Genomic DNA, 16,834 nt, shown 5'->3' on the forward strand with positions numbered 1-16,834 from the left:
AGTGTGTCCTATAGTGACAAGAGTAACCGTATGGAATGAGTACCGTCATGAGCTGCAGGAAGAGCACATCCGCCAGGTGTATCCGCTGGGCATCCATGCGCAGATCGCCGGATTTCTTGAGGAAGCCGGATTTGATACGGCAACCGCAACGCTGGATGAACCGGAGCATGGCTTGACGGAAGAAGTGCTGAATAACACGGATGTACTGGTATGGTGGGGCCATATCGCTCATCAGGAGGTTAGCGACGAGATCGTGAACCGGGTCTATAACCGTGTGCTGCAGGGAATGGGACTGATTGTGCTGCATTCCGGCCACATGTCCAAAATCTTCATGAAGCTGATGGGCACCAGCTGTGATCTGAAATGGCGCGAAGCGGGCGAGAAGGAACGCCTCTGGGTGATGGACCAGAGCCATCCGATTGCCGAAGGCATCGGCGAGTATATCGACCTGGAGCAGGAAGAGATGTACGGGGCGCATTTTGACGTGCCGGCACCGGAGAGCCTGGTCTTTGTCGGCTGGTTCGAGGGCGGCAACGTGTTCCCGAGCGGTTCGACCTACCGGCGCGGCAGCGGCAAAATCTTTTATTTCCAGCCGGGCCATGAATCCCATCCGACTTATTACCATAAAGAAATCCAAAAGGTTATCATCAACGGCGTAAACTGGTGCGCACCAACCAAGCGCGATTATCCGGTGTACGGCCATTCCCAGGCTCTGGAGCCAATTCGCGAAAAGGTGGGCGTATAAATGAAATTAGGCGTATTTGATCCCGTATTCGGCAGCTTGACTCTTGATGAGATGCTTGATAAAATCGCGGCTGCCGGCCTGAATGCCGTAGAGATCGGCTCGGGCGGCAACCCCGGCAATCCGCATTGCCCGACTGATGAGCTGCTGGCCAGCGAAGAAGCCCGTAAGGCTTACCTGGAAAAGTTCACGAGCCGCGGTATTATGATCAGCGCATTCAGCTGTCACAACAACCCGATCTCGCCGGATAAGGAAGAGGCCCGTCAGGGCGACGAGATTCTGCGCAAGTCGATCAAGCTGGCTTCGCTGATGGGGGTTCAGGTTGTAAACACCTTCTCCGGTACTGCCGGAGACAGCGATGACGCTAAAGCGCCGAACTGGCCGGTTACACCTTGGCCGACTGTGTACAGCGACATTCTGACCTGGCAGTGGGAGCAGAAGCTGATCCCGTACTGGAAAGAGATCGGCAAGCTGGCAGAGGAGCATGGCGTGAAGATCGGCATCGAGCTGCACGGCGGCTTCCTGTGCCATACGCCGTACACGATTCTGAAGCTGAGAGAAGCGACCTGCGATGCGATCGGAGCTAACCTTGATCCGAGCCATCTGTGGTGGCAGGGGATTGATCCGGTAGGCGCGATCAAGATCCTCGGCAAAGCCGGAGCGATCCACCACTTCCATGCCAAGGACACATACCTCGACCAGGACAACATTAACATGTACGGCCTGACTGACATGCAGCCTTACGGCGATGTGCAGACCCGGGCGTGGACGTTCCGCTCCGTCGGCTGCGGCCACAGCCTGTCCGAATGGTCGGATATCATGAGCGCGCTGCGCACCTACGGCTATGATTATGTGGTGAGCATCGAGCACGAAGACCCGCTGATGTCGGTGGACGAAGGCTTCCAGCGTGCCGTAACCAACCTGCAGTCGATCCTGATCCGTGAGCAGCCGCTGGATATGTGGTGGGCTTAAATAGTGTAAAGAAGCCGTTCCCGGGAGGGACGGCTTTTTGATCTGGAGCTAACTATACTTGATATAATATATGAAGCTATATTTATAAAATTCCTATGTAATGATGTTAAAGCCTCCTGCCGGGAGGCTGTTTTTGTTATGAGGTAAGCTTTATCAGCAACTATGATGGGCAGCTTGCAATAAATAAAGCGGCTTTGCTCCCGTGTTACGGGACCAAAGCCGCTTCTTTTTGTCTGCTGCTACAGCTTCTTATAATAAAGCACTGTTGTGTCCAGTCCGCCCTCAGCAGAGATGGCAAAGTCCGGGATTCTGCCGGCCTCTATGTATCCGCGCGAAAGATAGAGCAGGTTCGAGGGATCCCCTTCCCGCGTATCGAGGACGATCAGGGTCCGGCCGTGTGCAGCCGCAGCCTGCTCAGCCGCATCGATCAGCATTCCCGCGATGCCCTTGCGGCGGTGATCGGGATGAACCATCAGCTTGGCCAGCTCGGCCCGGTGTGCTCCATTCGGCTTAAGCGCCAGATGGAGCTGAACGGTGCCGGCAACCGCTTCACCATCCATAGCAACCCAGAGGAGTACACCGGGACCGTGCACGCCCTGCCAGTATGCAGCGGCCTCCTCTTCAGCGAGCGGCGGCAGAAAACCGATCGAAGCGCCGTCCTCCACCGTGTCGATCAGCAGCCTGTTTAACTCGTGCAAGACAGGCGGCGTTAAGCCGTCCAATGGAATTACAGAAATAGTATCGCTCATGGTAAAAGTCCTTTCTGATTATCAAATGAAGGGATACAATCCTTTTAATTTTTACATAAGATTCATTATACCGGTGTCATTAAAGTTTACAAATATATTTTTTTGTCAGTGAAACTATGATATATCTGCGTCAGATATAAAGGTGATTCTGACGGGCTTTTTGACTCCTTAACTGGTTTGCGGAACAGGAGATGCCAGAGTCTTGCAGCGATTTTACCCATGCAGGGCCTGACGTTATCCCTTATAATAAATGAAATTTATAGCCTTCCAAGGGGGATGAAGAATGCGGCGGTGGAACAATCTCACGTATCAGAGCAAGCTGATGCTCGCCTTCTTCCTGTTAGGTATTATCCCGTCAATGGTGATTGGTACGATGGCGTACTTCAAATCGGTCGGGACACTGGAAGCGCGGGTGAATGAGGATCTGGGTGTTATTGCCGGCCAGCTGAATGCAGCGATCCAGCGGCAGGTTGAGGATGTGGACCGGTTCAGCACCTTTCCTTATTTTACACCGGAAATCTTTCAGATTCTGAATCAGCCGTACGTGCCGCGCGACCAGTGGAGCTATCAGGAGATTGAGAGCCAGCAGCAGTTTGCCAAGCTTCTCGTCACGTATCCTTCGATCTTTTCCACGATTCAGGGTCTCGTCTTCTACAGCAGCACAGGAAACATTTACGGGTACAGGGTCAGCGACAGGTCATCCATTAATGAGGCGGTCAGCCCGGAGAATGAAGAGTGGTATCAGGAGACGCTCAGCCGTGACGGCGGAATCGCCATATCCGGGCTGCGGCTGGAACGGCAGTTCAACAGCGCCCCTTTTCAGACGATCACGGCTTCACGGGTGCTGCTCAATGATGATTTTTCGGCGGCGGGTGTGGTGGCGGTCGATATCCGGCCTGATTTTATGGACAAGATTGTCCGCTCCTTTCAAATGGAGAGCATGCATGTAATGGTTGCTGATGAAAAAGGGGAGTTGATCTACTCTACGCATACGGCCGACAACCAGCGTTTTCTCAGTGCAGCCAGAGCCCAGGCCGTTCACAGCGGTACGGGGCGCGGCATGATTACCGTTCCTGCACTTGGCGACGGGCTGGATGCAGCTACCGGCGTGTATGCCTACAGTGAATACCTTGGCTGGACCAGCTATCTGCTGATCGACCGCGATGAGCTGCTGGAAGATGCCAACGTTATCCGAAATTTCACGATGATCCTGGTGCTGGTTATAACGGTGCTGGCAGGGCTGCTGTCGCTGCTGCTGGCCCGCGGGCTGGCGAGGCCGATCCGCAGCCTGATCTCCTCCATGCGTGATGTGGAGCGGGGGTTGTTCGTCACTCCGGCGGCACCGCCGGTGCAGGGCGAAATCGGCCAGCTTCATCACAGCTATGTCACCATGGTGAAACGGCTCGGTATACTGGTCGAATCCATCGAAGAGAAGGAGCGGCAAAAAAGAGAAGCCGAGCTGTATGCGCTCAGGGCGCGGATCACGCCGCATTTTCTGTTTAACACGATTAACTCGATCCGCATGCTCGCCGTGCTGCAGCAATCCGAAGGAATTGCCCGCCTGCTCCAGTCGCTGAACAAGCTGCTGCAGGCCAATATGAAGCTGGACAGTGAGCTGGTTCCGCTGGAGGCTGAGCTTGAGCTGCTGCGGCATTATATGCGTCTCATGGAGCTGAGGTATACGAACCGGTTTGAGGTGGAATGGAGCGTAAGCGAAGAAGTACTTGGTGCGAGGGTGCCGCCGATGATTCTGCAGCCGCTGGCGGAAAATGCGATTTTTCACGGCTCGCTGCACAGCGGCGGCGGGCTGCTGCAGATTGAGGTCGGAGCGCAACGGAGTCCGGATGAAAAGGAGCTGCTGATCTGGATCGGTGACAACGGCCAAGGCATAGATCAGGAGAAGCTGGCTGTGCTGAACGGCGGAGGGACACCGCCATCATCCGGAAGGCCCGGTGACAGCATCGGAATCGCCAATGTGCGCGACCGCATCCGGCTCCGCTACGGCGAGCCGTATACGCTAAAGCTTACGAGCGCACCTGGAGCGGGAACGAGGGCGGTGCTGCATCTGCCGTACAGAACGGAAGACGGTCAGGATAGTCTGAGCAGATTGGGGGAGCAACAATGATGTGGAATTTGCTTGTGGTGGAGGACGAAACCATTGTCCGGCTGGGCCTCAGATATATGCTGAACTGGGATGAGCTGGGGATTGTCTGGAAGGCTGAGGCATCGAACGGTCTTGAAGCGCTACAGGTGCTTGAGGATGAGGATATCCATATTGTTATGACGGATATCCGGATGCCGGGCATGGACGGACTGGAGCTGGCACGCCGGATTAAGGAGCAGTACGGTAAGGTGCAGATTATCTTTTTCAGCAGCTTCGAGGATTTCCCTTATGTCAAAGAAGCCGTGCGGATTGGAGTCGTGGATTATTTGCATAAGCCGACGATGGCGGAGGAGGAGATCGCGGCTGCCCTGCACAAAGCGGCTGCAACGCTGAAGGAGCTGCATCAGGAGCAGCAGCACGTGAACTATACGGACAAAGACCGCGAAGAGCTGCTGCTCCGGCTGCTTACAGCAGAGGCTCTGCCGGCAGACCTGCCGGAGAAATGGCGGGAGCTCGGACTGGAGCAGCGTTACAGCAGGGGCTGGCAGCTGGCAGTGCTGCGTATGGCCCGGAGCGCTGCAGCAGAACCGGCCGGACCGGCCCGCTTCATGTCCTTTCGTTATTACCTCGAAGAATATACCTCCCGTGAATGGGGCGGCCAGCTGCTTAATGTGGAAGACAGGGAGCTGGTCTGGCTGCTGCCGCTGGATGCGGTGCACGCGGATGGCGGAGCGATGCGGAGTTACCTGGAGCAGCTCGACCAGGGGCTGGATAAAATGCTCGGCATCCGGCTCGCTTACACCTACAGCGGTGTTCACCTGACAGCCGGGGAACTGCCGGGGGCCTACCGGGCTGCAGCCGCACAGGAACCGGAAACCGGCGGACGGCATAGCGGAGTGATCCGGCTGGCAACGGCTTATATTGATGAGCATCTGCTGGAGGACCTTACGCTTGCCGGAACGGCCGAGCATATCCACATCAGTGTAAGCCACCTGAGCCGCCTGTTTCTGAAGGAGACCGGACAGCATTTCAATGAGTATGTTACGGCCAAAAAAATGCTGCTGGCCCGCAGGCTGCTGCGGGAGAGCAACGACAAGGTGTACGAGGTGGCGGAAAAGCTGGGCTATGCCAATCCGCATTATTTCAGTAAATTGTTCAAAGATGACACAGGGATGACGCCGCTGGAATTCCGCAATCAGTAGCTGATGAACAGCGGAACAACAAATCTTTGCGTGAAAAAGCAATTTTCATCTATTTTTCAGCCGGTTGCAGCTAATCAGCCCGATGAATAAGCCAAACTGAGCAATAATTAGCTGTAAACCAGCAATTAGGCACGGTATTTAACCTGACGCATAAGCGGTAATATGGGCTTAAGAAAGTTACTTTATGTCAGGGAGGCTAACATATGAGTAGAAAAAAAGGGTTCTGGCGGTCATCGTTATGGAGTCTCAGTCTATTGGCCGTTCTTGCCGGCTGCGGCAGCAATGCCGCATCGGACAGCAACACTTCAGCGGCAGGCACAGCCACAAATGCAGCAGGCGGCGATGCCGAGAAAGAGCCGGTTGTGCTTAAGCTGACAACCTGGAATCCGATCAGCCAGACGGTTGTTGATAAATTCCAGGAAAAGTACCCTTACATCACGATAGAACATGACAAGGTGTATGACCAGTTCCGCGAAATCATCCGTACCCGGATTGTATCCAAGTCGGATATGGATATGCTCTGGCTGTTCCCTAACCAGGTGGCCGAGTTCTCGAAAGAAGATGTCCTGATGGATATTACCGGCAGCCCCTGGCTGGATAATTACCTGGAAGCAGCCGTAAAGCTGGGCACAGTCGACGGCAAAACCTACGGCGTTCCCTATAACAGCCAGCCAATCGTAATGTTCTACAATAAAACGCTGTTCGGCGAGCTTGGCCTTGAGATTCCGAAGACATGGGATGAGCTGCTCGCTGTCAGCGAACAGATTAAGGCCAGCGGCACCGCACCTATGGTCATCGGCAGCAAGGACGGCTGGGCCACCCAGTTCATCACCACCTCCCAGTTCGGCCTGTACCAGCACGACAACCCGGATGTCTTCGCACAGCTGGCCAGCGGGGAGAAGAAGTGGACCGATCCGGAGTTCAGCACTTATTTTGACGGGATGAAGGAGCTGGCGGATAAAGGCTATCTGCTGGAGAACTCCGTCGGGCTAAGCTACGACCAGGTGGCCCAGGTATTCAAAGAAGGCAAGGCGGCGATGTGGCCGATGGGCGAATGGGGCTACAGCGAGAACTTTGATGCCGACTTCTCCGCCTTTGAGCTGGGCGCGTTCCCGATTCCGGTTAACCGCGGCGACCAGCCGCTCGTAACGAATCTGGTATCTGATAACCTGCTGGTCGGCGTGTCCTGGAGCAAGCATCAGGAAGAGATCAAGCTGTTCATGGAATTCGTCGCTGACCCGGAAATCGCCAAAATCTGGTCCGATGAAACGAAGCAGGCCGTAACGGTCAAGGGCGGCACCTCCGAAACCTACAGCCCGCTTGCATCATCGCTGCAGCCGCTGGTGGATGCCAGTGAAGCGCAGATTTTCCCGAGCATGACCTCATCCATCGAGCCGGTCATGTTCCCGATCTTCCAGCAGATTCTGCTGAAGCAGGATGTGGATACAGCTAAACTGCTGGAACAAATGCAGGCTGCACAGGATAAAGATATCTAGAGCTTTTTAAACAACAATAGCACAAGAACAGAAAAGAATAGCGGAAGATCAGAACAAGGACGACTGTGTCTTTCGCTAGCTTTTCTTTTTTTTACCCATTTTAGGGTGAAGGATGGAGGCGCAACATGAAATTCATGAATTTCCGCAACTATATAATGTTCATTCTACCAGCGCTTCTGATCTATCTGCTGTTTTTTGCCGGACCGATCTTCAGCGGCCTGTATTACGGATTCACGGACTGGAACGGCTTTTCGTTCAAGGCGGATTGGGTGGGGCTGGAGAACTTCCGGGAGGCTTTCCGTGATCCGCTGCTGCTGACCGCGCTGAAAAATATGCTCATTCTCTCGGTTGTCGTAATCGTGCTGCAGCACAGCGCCTCAATTCTGCTGGCCGTGCTGCTTGATCAGAAGCTAAAAGGGATTGTCTGGATGCGGGCGGTTATTTTCTTTCCGGTCATTCTGAACACCGTCGTCATCGGTTATGTGTGGAGCTACATGTATGCGCCGATGGTCGGGTTTCTGCCGAAGTTTTTTGACGCAATCGGTTTACACGGACTGGCCGCCCTGGACTGGCTGGGTGATCCTTCCTTAGCGATTTACGCGATTGCCCTTGTTATGGTCTGGCAGTACACAGGCTACTCGATGATGATCTATCTGGCCGGCCTGCAGTCTGTATCAGGTGAAATTTATGAGGCTGCGAGCATTGACGGTGCCGGGCCGTGGAATAAATTCTGGCGGGTCACCCTGCCGCTGCTGATCCCTTCTATTATTGTCAACACCGTGCTGTCGGTCATCGGCTGCATGAAAATGTTCGAGCATGTGTTCATCATGACCCAGGGCGGACCGGCCAACTCGACCCAGACCTTCGGCATCATGATCTACCAGTATGCCTTCAAAACCTCGCAAATGGGCTACGGCACCGCGATGGCGATGATTCTGTCCGTGATGATTCTGGCTGTAACCTATGTACAGATTAAACTGCTCAGCCGTATGGAGGTGGCGAATTGACAACAACCCTGCAGAAAACCTCAATTTATACCGTGCTCATTATCGCCCTGATTATCGTGCTGGTGCCGATGGCGGTGCTGGTCTCCGTCTCGCTTCAGACGCCATCGACGGTCAATCCGCTGAGCCTGCCCAAAGATCCGCAGTGGAGCAATTACTCGGAGGCCTTCAAGACCGGCAATCTGCTTCCGTACTTCGGTAACAGCATTCTCGTATTGGTTATGACCACCGCCGCCGCAATCGGCGTTTCCGTACTGGCCGCTTATGGCCTGCACCACGGCAAACGCTACAAATCGGATGCCATGTCGACCTTTTTCCTGATGGGCCTCATCCTGCCGGCATTCTCCGGTACGATTCCGGCATTTCTGGTGCTGCGCCAGGTAAATCTGCTTAATACGCATATCGGACTTTCCCTGATCCAGATTGCTTCGGGACTGGCTCTGCCGATCTTTCTGTATGTGAATTTCTTCAAAACCGTTCCCACCGAAATTGAAGAGGCGGCGCTGGTGGACGGCTGCGGGCCGTGGCGGACGTTTGTGCAGATTATTTTTCCGCTGACGTTGCCGATTACAGCTACCTGTGTGATTGTGGTGGCGATCAACTCATGGAACGACTTCTTCAACCCGCTGGTCTATCTGTCCTCGCCGGAAATGCGCACGCTGCCCGTCGGACTAATGGCCTTCAAAAGCCAATACAACACCAACTGGCCGCAAATGTTCGCCGGTGCTGCACTGGTGGCGCTGCCGATCATTATCCTGTACCTGTTCGTACAGCGTTTTATTATAAAAGGTCTGGTTGGCGGAGCTGTTAAGGGGTAGCGGGGAGTAGGAAGGGCGTGCGGATTATCCGGGATGTGCGGGAGCCAGTGAGGGGATGCGGAGGATGCCTGGGGTGCCGGGAATACCGGGAATACCAGGAATACCGGAAATACCGGATCGGATTTAGGTGGATTTTTGTACCTTAATTTTGCTGATTTTCGTGGTTTGCAGGAATTAGGTGGAAAAAAGCTATCTAATCTTGAGCTTAGTACGCATATTGCATTAAAACTGCGGATTTAAGTGATGTTTTTCCAACTAAATTCTGTTTGGGCGCATATGGAGTGAAATTAGGCTGCTTTTTTCCAACTAATTTCTTCCTTCCAGCCTTTCGCAGAAAAGCCCGCTACGGAAGGTACAGGGTACAACCGAATTAAATGGCTAAGGGGGTGGGCTTAATGGACGCTGGGAAAAGGGGGCAGATTCCCCTGCACGGACTGGTCGTTTCCTGCCAGGCACTGGAGCATGAGCCGCTTCACGGCAGCCATCATATGGCGGCAATGGCCAGGGCGGCGAAAGAAGCAGGAGCGGCGGGAATCCGTGCCGGCGGTGCTGCCGACATTAAAGCGATCAAGGCGGAGACGGGACTGCCGGTAATCGGGCTGGTCAAAAAACAGACCGAAGGCTGCGAGGTCTACATCACTCCGACGCTGGAGGCTGCGCTGGACATCCATGCAGCCGGTGCGGATATTGTAGCGATCGACGGGACGGGCCGGCCGCGGCCGGACGGCCGTTCCCTGCAGGAGACAATTGCCGGACTGAAGCAGGCCGGAGTAGCTGTAATGGCCGATATTGCAACGTTTGAGGAAGGTGTGCAGGCGGCGGCGTGGGGGGCCGATTATATCTCAACCACGCTTAGCGGCTATACCGCAGAGACTGCAGGCACAGAGCTTCCTAACCTTGCATTGCTCGAAAAGCTGGCCGCCGCACTGCCGGTTCCGGTTGTGGCCGAGGGCGGAATCAGCCAGCCGGAGCAGGCGGCGGAGGCACTGCGCCGCGGGGCGGCCTTCGTCGTGGTCGGCTCGGCCATTACCCGCCCGCAGTGGATCGCCGGGCGGTATGTGGAGGCGCTGCGCGGCGCTTCGCCTTCCGGTGGCGAGCCGTGAGCCGGTATTACATCGGCGCCGACCTCGGGGGCACGGGCATCAAGGCTGCGCTGATTGATGCCCAGGGCGTCATTGCCGCCCGAAGCAAGGCGGCAACTCCGGTCACTGAAGGCGCGGCAGGCATTCTGCGCGCGCTGAAGGACGTGATCCGCGCCCTCCTGAGCGAAGGCGCGGAGGTGGGGGGCATCGGCGTCGGCAGCGCAGGGCGGATCGACGCCGCGGAAGGGATTGTCCGCTATGCGACGGACAATCTGCCGGGCTGGACCGGCATGCGGCTGGCGGAGGCGCTGACAGCCGAATTTGCCCTGCCGGCCGCGGTGGAGAACGATGCCAACGCCGCGGCCGTCGGCGAGGGCTGGCTCGGCGCAGCCGCCGGGCTCGGCAGCTTCGCGATGCTGACGCTGGGCACCGGCGTCGGCGGAGCGTTCCTGCACCGCGGCGCGCCGGTGTCCGGCAGCCAGGGGGCCGCCGGGGAGTTCGGCCACGCCGTACTCTACCCCGGCGGGTTGCCCTGCAACTGCGGGCAGCGCGGCTGCGCCGAGCAGTATCTGTCCGGCACGGCGCTGAGCCGCCGGGCGGGGGAGGCCGATGCCCGCTGGGATGGGCGGCTGCTGCTGGAGGCTTTTGCTGCCGGGCATCCGCTGGCGGCGGACGTGGTGGAGAGGTATCTGGATGATCTTAGCTATGCGGTGCATAACATCCAGTCCTATTTGGATCCCGCCGCCGTTATTATCGGCGGCGGGGTTGCTGAATCCCACTCTATCTGGTGGGAGGCGTGGCTAAGCAGGCTGGCGGTGTTATCCCCGCTGTCCATCAAGGTGCTGCCGGCCAAGCTTGGGAATGAGGCCGGGCTGCTCGGGGCGGCCAGGCTGATTATGGATAGGGAGCAGGGCCTGGAGTGCCGTTTTGCCGGAGTGCCGGATTAATTTTGGCAGAAGAGGAAATGAGATGGGGATGCTGCGGATAGCCGGGCTGGTCTGCGAATGACAATGACGGGAGGCTGTACCGGGTGTAGTATGGAAGGAAAACGGGGATTTTGCCGCCAGCCGGATAGAACAGGTAAGGAGAGAGAATGGACATACCTGACTGGCCCGCCGGACTGCCTCTGAATAAGGAGCGGACTTAAAATGCTGTTAGAGGTTATTGCTACCACGGTGAATGATGCGGTTACCGCCGAACGACACGGTGCTGACCGGATTGAGCTGATTACGGGGATTCTTGAGGGAGGCCTGACGCCAAGCCTGGGGCTGATTGAAGCTGTGAGAGAGGCGGTTACTATCCCTGTCCGGGTGATGGTGCGGCCGCATGCTCGTTCCTTTTGCTATGACGGGGAGGATGTTGCCGTGATGCTGCGGGACATCCGCCATATCCGGGCTGCCGGCGGCCTTTCGCTGGTCACAGGTGTGCTCCGGGCAGACCACTCGGTGGATGTGGAGCTGCTTGAGCGGCTGCTAGAAGCTGCAGACGGAATGGATGTGACGTTTCACCGGGCGTTTGATGAAATTCCGGATCAGTTGGCGGCGTTGAACGTGTTGTGCCGCTATAAGCAGATTACGGATTTGCTGACCTCGGGCGGCAAGGCGACTGCTCCGGAGGGGGCGGAGCGGATTGCTGTCCTTCAGCGGCTGTCCTCCACCCGGCAGCAGCCCTCGATTCTGGCCGGAAGCGGGCTGACCGCGGAGGGGCTTAAAGATTTTCTGGAAAAAACGGCAGTAAGGAGCGTGCATTTCGGCTCTGCAGTAAGAGTGGACGGGAACCCGCTTGGACCGGTTGATCCCGGGCGGCTTAAGGCTGTCCGGCAGATTTTGAATACATGGAAGAGGTGAGCTGCTTGTCAAAGTCAACGCTACACGAACTGCGCAAAGCCAAAAAGCTGGAGATTAACGCCACCGTTGAGGCCGGCCCTTTTCAGGCAGACTGGTCCTCCCTTGATGCCTATTCGGTTCCGCGCTGGTATGAGGATGCGAAGTTCGGCATTTTCATACACTGGGGGGTGTATGCTGTGCCGGCTTTCGGGACGGAATGGTATGCCCGCAACATGTACAGGGAAGGGACCGAGGTGTATGAGCATCACCTTGCTACATACGGTCCACCTGATACTTTTGGCTATAAGGATTTCATTCCGCAGTTCACAGCAGAGAAATTTAATGCCGAGGAATGGGCAGCCTTGTTCAAGCGGGCAGGTGCCGCGTTTGTTGTTCCGGTGGCTGAGCATCATGACGGCTTCGCGATGTATGACTGTCCTTACTCCGGGTGGACCGCCGCCAAAATGGGCCCGAAACGCGATATCATCGGAGAACTTGCGGCGGCGGTACGCCGGCATTATATGACCTTTGGCGTATCCAGCCACCGGGCAGAGAACTGGTGGTATTACAACGGCGGACGCGATATTCCTTCCGATGTACAGGACCCGGCCTATGCGGAGCTCTACGGTCCGGCGCAGCCTACCTACGGCGATCCGGCTTATCCGCTGCCGATTCTGCCGCCGAATGAGGAGTTTCTCGACGACTGGCTGGTGCGCACCTGTGATCTGATTGACCGCTACGGCCCGCAGCTGCTCTACTTTGACTGGTGGATTGAGCAGCCTGTCTTTAAGCCCTATTTGCAAAAGATGGCTGCCTACTATTACAACAAAGCTGCCGAGTGGGGACAGGGAACGGTCATCAATTATAAATTTGATGCTTTTGCCGAAGGGACAGCCGTTTATGATATGGAGCGCGGCCAGCTGGCTGATATTAATCCGGATGTGTGGCAGACTTGTACCTCAGTTGGGGAGACGGCCTGGTGCCATATTGCCGACCATAAGTACAAAACCTCGGGGGCCATCCTTGGTGACCTGGTCGATATCGTCAGCAAAAACGGTGTCATGCTGCTCAATGTCGGCCCCCGCGCGGACGGCACGATTCCGGAGGAGGAGCAGGCGCTGCTGTGCGAAGTGGGCGACTGGCTGGCCGTTAACGGCGAGGCCATTTACGGCACCCGGCCATGGAAGGTGTACGGCGAGGGGCCGACGCAAATCGTCAGCGGCACCTTCAACGATACGAAGCGCAGCCCGTTCACCGCGCAGGATGTGCGCTTCACAGCAAGAGGTGATAAGCTGCTGTATGCTTCCGTCATGGGCTGGCCCGAAGACGGAATAGCTGTCGTCGAGACTCTGGGCAGCGGTTGCAAGCTGCTGGCCGGTGAGATCGGCAAGGTGGATCTGCTTGGCTGGAAGGAGCCGCTGGAGTGGAGCCGCGAAGTGAAGGGGCTGACAGTGCAGCTGCCTGATGCTGTCCGCGTGCAGGGGATTGTTGTGCTGAGGATCGAGTATACCTCTGCAGAGATGGCTAGATAGTTAAACGACCATGGACAGGGGGCTGCGCGTGGGGCAGGGACAGGTGCGGGGTGGGAGTCAGAGGGGAAATGCCTCTGAAATCGCCGCAAGCTGGCCTGTGGCGTAAATGAGAGGCAAAAATGCCTCTGAAATCGCCGCAAGCTGAGCCCAACAAACGGTAAAACTCCGTTTGTTGTCGGACCCTCGCGCAGCTGCAACAAGCCCCCGCCATCCAAGTGGCGGGGGCTTACGCATTACTGGGCGGCTCCATGCCCGCCCAGCATCTTCGGCAGCAGCGTAAGCAGCCGCTCGCGTGTGAGCGCGTCGCTGAAGTTCCATTTGCTGCTGTCCAGCAAATAGGCATGGCCCTGCTGCACAGCCGGCAGGCTGCGCCAGGCCGGGCTTTCGAGCAGCGCATCCATCGCTGCGCGGGAGTCTTCACGCTCCGGAACGAGCATGAAGACGCGGTCTCCCGCGTAGGCATGCAGCCGCTGCGGATCGAGCTCGGCGAAGCCGAGCTCGGCGTCCAGCACCGCCTGGATCTCCGCAGCCGGCCGCAGGCCGCCCGGAGCATACAGCGCGCTGGACAGTCCGCTAAGCCCCATGGCATACAGATGATTGCCATGGTCAAAGATCAGCGCCGAGGCGGTTTCGCCGGGTGAGAGCACGCCGCTGCCGTACAGCCGTTGCCACATGGCGGCGTTCCTGTCCGCGAAGCCGGCAAGCCAGGCCTCGGCCTCGCGCTGCTTGCCGAGCCAGCCGCCCAGCGTCCGCATGCGGTGCTCCAGCGGAGCGAACGAATCGAAGGTGAGGGCGGGGGCGATGCCCGCGACCCGCTTGTACACCTTCTCATCGGAGTTGGCGATGATGATCAGGTCCGGGCGGAGTGAGGCCGTAAGCTGGGGATTCAGCGGGAATCCGACATTGGCCAGACTTTTCAGCCGGTGCTTATAGACGCTGTTCCGGGCAAATTCCTCGCCGCCGCCGACCGGCTTCACGCCGAGCGCCAGCAGGTCACCGAGCGTCTCGCCGTGGTAGATGACCCGTCTGGGCCGCTCTGGAATGTCCACGGTATGGCCGGTCCAATCCTGGACGGAGACCTTCCCGCGCTGCGTCATAGCATATTGGCCGGGTGTAACTCCGGTCATCTGGCGGAAGCGGCGGCTGAAATAATATTCATCGGAGAAGCCGGTCAGCCGGGCGATTTCACGCAGCGGCTCTGCCGACTCCAGCAGCAACTGCTGCGAGCGGCCGATGCGCAGCCCGGTCAGATATTCGAGCGGCTTTTGGCCGGTAAGCTTTTGAAAGAGCGGTGTGTACTGCCATAGCGATACTCCGGCCTGTTCAGCCAGCTGTTTGACTGTGATGCTCTCCATATAGTGCTCCTGCATATACCGGATGGTTCCTTCCACGGACTCGGCCGGACTCGGCGCCTCACCGGAAGGATAGTTATGCTCAAGCAGCAGGAGCAGCAACTCCTGGAATTTCAGCTGTTGCCTGTACAGCTGGACTTCACTGCTGTCATCCGGGCTGGCGGTCAATTCTTCAGCCAGCCTGATGACCCGTGTGAACGGATGAACAAGCAGCTCCTGCCTGCCGGGCAGCAGATCCTCCGTATAAATCCCCGGCCGGCCGGCAGTCTGGTAGATATTGAATGAGAGCTGATAATAATACAGCGTCGTTTCCGGGTTAGCTGCCGTATATGTAGTTCCGGGAGACAGGAGAAAGCATCGGTCTGCACTCAGAGGAGCGGTCCCGTCCGGGATCGTGAGCATGCCGCTGCCTCCAGTACAGATGAGCAGCAGATGGGAATGTGTTGTCTGCGGCTCCGCAGGGGACCAGGCAGGTTGAACGGCCAGCGCGGCACCTGTCAGCTGAAACAGCAGGGAATGCAGCGGGGCGGGCGGCGTAGATGATGGCAGCATGAGCGGACCTCCCTTTATGAGTGAGAATGATTATCAAATAAACTCATTGTAGCCAAAACAAAGGAGCTTATCAACGGTTGTTGATAAGCTCCTTGCATTTAGAAGGCCAGGGCGTAGCCCGGCCTGATTAATATATGCTTAGTTTCCGCCCATCAGGCGCGGCAATTCTGTAAGCAGCCACTCCCTGGTCGAGGCGTCGGCAGAGGTTTTCATAATGTCCTGCGTGTAGACGTAGCCGTTTTTGACGGCCGGGAGGCTCTTCCAGATCTCACTCCGTATCATGGCATCGGTGGATTGCTTGGCTTCATCAGCTACAGGAGTCAGGATAAAAATCCGGTCGCCCGCATACTGGCTGATGACCTCCATCGAGATTTCCAGGAAGCCGGTGCCTTCATCCAGCAGAGTCTGTATAGGTGCCGGAGCCTTGAAGCCGCCCTCGCCGTAGAGTACCTGCGACAGCCCGGTCGCAGCCATTACGAACAGCCGGTCACCCGGATAATAGGTGAAGACGGAGGCAGTCTCGCCTTCCTTCATGCCGGCAGCCTTGAGCTGCTCCCACATGGCGGTTTCACTGGTTTTGTACTGCGCCAGCCAGCTTTCCGCCTCCTGCTTTTTGCCCAGCAGCACGCCGAGCTCGGTCATCCGTTCCTCCAGCGGGGCGAAAGTGTTGAAAATAACCGTCGGTGCGATTTTGAACAAGGCTTCAAAGTCTGCCTCATCCGTTCCGGCGTAGATAATCAGATCAGGCTGCAGCTCAAGTGTCTTTTCCAGATTGATCGGGAAGCCGACCTCCTCCACACCGGCAAGCTGATCCTCAAAAATCTGCCCTTCCCCCATGGACAGCGGATAACCGACTGCCTTCACACCAAGTGCAGCCAGGTCACCGTAAGTTTCTCCCGAATAGATAATGCGCTCCGGCGTTACCGGAATTTCTACCGTATGGCCCTTGTAGTCTGTATACGTTTGTGTCTCTGCTGTAGCGGCGGTACCCGAAGCTTCCGGAGATGGCGCAGCACTTGCAGCGGTATTGCTTGCTGTATTTGCGGCATTTCCGGTCTCTGTCTGTCCGTTGTTATTTCCGCAGGCAAGCAGAAGTGCGCTCATCAGGAAGATGACGCAGAGAACGGCTAAGGGTTGTTTTGCTTTTTTTAACATAAATGTACCTCCCAAATGAATTACGATCTTGTTAACTGAGAATCATTCTCGCTTGCACCATCATAAAGTAAAGTTTTCTGCGGCTCAATGGACAAACTCCGGCAGCGGAATTGGTTTTGTACAAAACAGGCATGTACCGGGAGTGAAATAAAGTTTCAGCTTTTCAGAATAAATTCAGATTAGGCTGTTATGATGCATGCAGTGTGTCCGCCGGTAGCTGATCATACTAATAATGTTATTAACTTATA

Annotated in this window: 14 protein-coding genes; 11 read left to right on the forward strand and 3 right to left on the reverse strand. The window is 56.6% G+C overall.

What is annotated here, in order from left to right; genetic code table 11:
• The first annotated feature begins 13 nt into the window (after positions 1-13).
• Entirely contained in the window at positions 14-745 is a 732-nt protein-coding gene (locus M2108_RS13980; protein ID WP_277470123.1) for a ThuA domain-containing protein, read from the forward strand.
• Positions 746-1,714 carry a sugar phosphate isomerase/epimerase family protein gene (locus M2108_RS13985; RefSeq protein ID WP_277470122.1) on the forward strand — a complete coding sequence of 323 codons (969 nt, stop codon included), beginning with the start codon at positions 746-748 and terminating at the stop codon, positions 1,712-1,714.
• Positions 1,715-1,953: 239 nt separating this feature from the next.
• On the opposite strand, the gene M2108_RS13990 is transcribed toward M2108_RS13985, so the two are convergent.
• Positions 1,954-2,463: a GNAT family N-acetyltransferase gene (locus M2108_RS13990; protein WP_277470121.1), complete on the reverse strand. Its 510-nt coding sequence runs from the start codon at positions 2,461-2,463 to the stop codon at positions 1,954-1,956.
• Positions 2,464-2,746: 283 nt separating this feature from the next.
• Here M2108_RS13990 and M2108_RS13995 point away from each other — a divergent pair, with 283 nt between their 5' ends.
• From M2108_RS13995 to M2108_RS14035, 9 genes are all read left to right on the forward strand, one after another.
• Positions 2,747-4,588 carry a cache domain-containing sensor histidine kinase gene (locus M2108_RS13995; protein ID WP_277470120.1) on the forward strand — a complete coding sequence of 614 codons (1,842 nt, stop codon included), beginning with the start codon at positions 2,747-2,749 and terminating at the stop codon, positions 4,586-4,588.
• Complete coding sequence (locus M2108_RS14000) at positions 4,585-5,769, forward strand: response regulator (protein ID WP_277470119.1); 1,185 nt, start codon at positions 4,585-4,587, stop codon at positions 5,767-5,769. The genes M2108_RS13995 and M2108_RS14000 overlap by 4 nt, the downstream gene beginning before the upstream one ends.
• Positions 5,770-5,972: 203 nt before the next feature.
• Complete coding sequence (locus M2108_RS14005; RefSeq protein ID WP_277470118.1) at positions 5,973-7,265, forward strand: ABC transporter substrate-binding protein; 1,293 nt, start codon at positions 5,973-5,975, stop codon at positions 7,263-7,265.
• A gap of 125 nt (positions 7,266-7,390) precedes the next feature.
• Positions 7,391-8,272 carry a carbohydrate ABC transporter permease gene (locus M2108_RS14010; RefSeq protein ID WP_277470117.1) on the forward strand — a complete coding sequence of 294 codons (882 nt, stop codon included), beginning with the start codon at positions 7,391-7,393 and terminating at the stop codon, positions 8,270-8,272.
• Positions 8,269-9,087 carry a carbohydrate ABC transporter permease gene (locus tag M2108_RS14015; protein WP_277470116.1) on the forward strand — a complete coding sequence of 273 codons (819 nt, stop codon included), beginning with the start codon at positions 8,269-8,271 and terminating at the stop codon, positions 9,085-9,087. Before M2108_RS14010 ends, M2108_RS14015 begins: the two co-directional genes overlap by 4 nt.
• Positions 9,088-9,482: 395 nt before the next feature.
• Positions 9,483-10,190: an N-acetylmannosamine-6-phosphate 2-epimerase gene (locus tag M2108_RS14020; RefSeq protein ID WP_277470115.1), complete on the forward strand. Its 708-nt coding sequence runs from the start codon at positions 9,483-9,485 to the stop codon at positions 10,188-10,190.
• Positions 10,187-11,116 (forward strand): ROK family protein, encoded by a 930-nt coding sequence (locus M2108_RS14025; RefSeq protein ID WP_277470114.1) that lies wholly within the window; start codon positions 10,187-10,189, stop codon positions 11,114-11,116. Before M2108_RS14020 ends, M2108_RS14025 begins: the two co-directional genes overlap by 4 nt.
• 201 nt (positions 11,117-11,317) lie before the next feature.
• Entirely contained in the window at positions 11,318-12,016 is a 699-nt protein-coding gene (locus M2108_RS14030) for a copper homeostasis protein CutC (RefSeq protein WP_277470113.1), read from the forward strand.
• Entirely contained in the window at positions 12,013-13,527 is a 1,515-nt protein-coding gene (locus M2108_RS14035) for an alpha-L-fucosidase (protein WP_277470173.1), read from the forward strand. The genes M2108_RS14030 and M2108_RS14035 overlap by 4 nt, the downstream gene beginning before the upstream one ends.
• Before the next feature lie 233 nt (positions 13,528-13,760).
• On the opposite strand, the gene M2108_RS14040 is transcribed toward M2108_RS14035, so the two are convergent.
• Positions 13,761-15,431, reverse strand: coding sequence for a helix-turn-helix domain-containing protein (locus M2108_RS14040; RefSeq protein ID WP_277470112.1), 1,671 nt, complete (start codon positions 15,429-15,431; stop codon positions 13,761-13,763).
• Positions 15,432-15,569: 138 nt separating this feature from the next.
• Positions 15,570-16,586 (reverse strand): ABC transporter substrate-binding protein, encoded by a 1,017-nt coding sequence (locus M2108_RS14045; protein ID WP_277470111.1) that lies wholly within the window; start codon positions 16,584-16,586, stop codon positions 15,570-15,572.
• Positions 16,587-16,834: the final 248 nt, after the last annotated feature.

The sequence above is a fragment of the Paenibacillus sp. PastM-3 genome, from assembly GCF_029893965.1.
GTDB lineage: Bacteria > Bacillota > Bacilli > Paenibacillales > Paenibacillaceae > Paenibacillus_AQ.

Coding starts and splice junctions, on each gene's coding strand:
- M2108_RS14030 (WP_277470113.1), top strand. CDS start 11,318: ATGCTGTTAGAGGTTATTGCTACCACGGTGAATGATGCGGTTACCGCC.
- M2108_RS14010 (WP_277470117.1), top strand. CDS start 7,391: ATGAAATTCATGAATTTCCGCAACTATATAATGTTCATTCTACCAGCG.
- M2108_RS14020 (WP_277470115.1), top strand. CDS start 9,483: ATGGACGCTGGGAAAAGGGGGCAGATTCCCCTGCACGGACTGGTCGTT.
- M2108_RS13985 (WP_277470122.1), top strand. CDS start 746: ATGAAATTAGGCGTATTTGATCCCGTATTCGGCAGCTTGACTCTTGAT.
- M2108_RS13990 (WP_277470121.1), bottom strand. CDS start 2,463: ATGAGCGATACTATTTCTGTAATTCCATTGGACGGCTTAACGCCGCCT.
- M2108_RS14000 (WP_277470119.1), top strand. CDS start 4,585: ATGATGTGGAATTTGCTTGTGGTGGAGGACGAAACCATTGTCCGGCTG.
- M2108_RS13995 (WP_277470120.1), top strand. CDS start 2,747: ATGCGGCGGTGGAACAATCTCACGTATCAGAGCAAGCTGATGCTCGCC.
- M2108_RS14040 (WP_277470112.1), bottom strand. CDS start 15,431: ATGCTGCCATCATCTACGCCGCCCGCCCCGCTGCATTCCCTGCTGTTT.
- M2108_RS14045 (WP_277470111.1), bottom strand. CDS start 16,586: ATGTTAAAAAAAGCAAAACAACCCTTAGCCGTTCTCTGCGTCATCTTC.
- M2108_RS14005 (WP_277470118.1), top strand. CDS start 5,973: ATGAGTAGAAAAAAAGGGTTCTGGCGGTCATCGTTATGGAGTCTCAGT.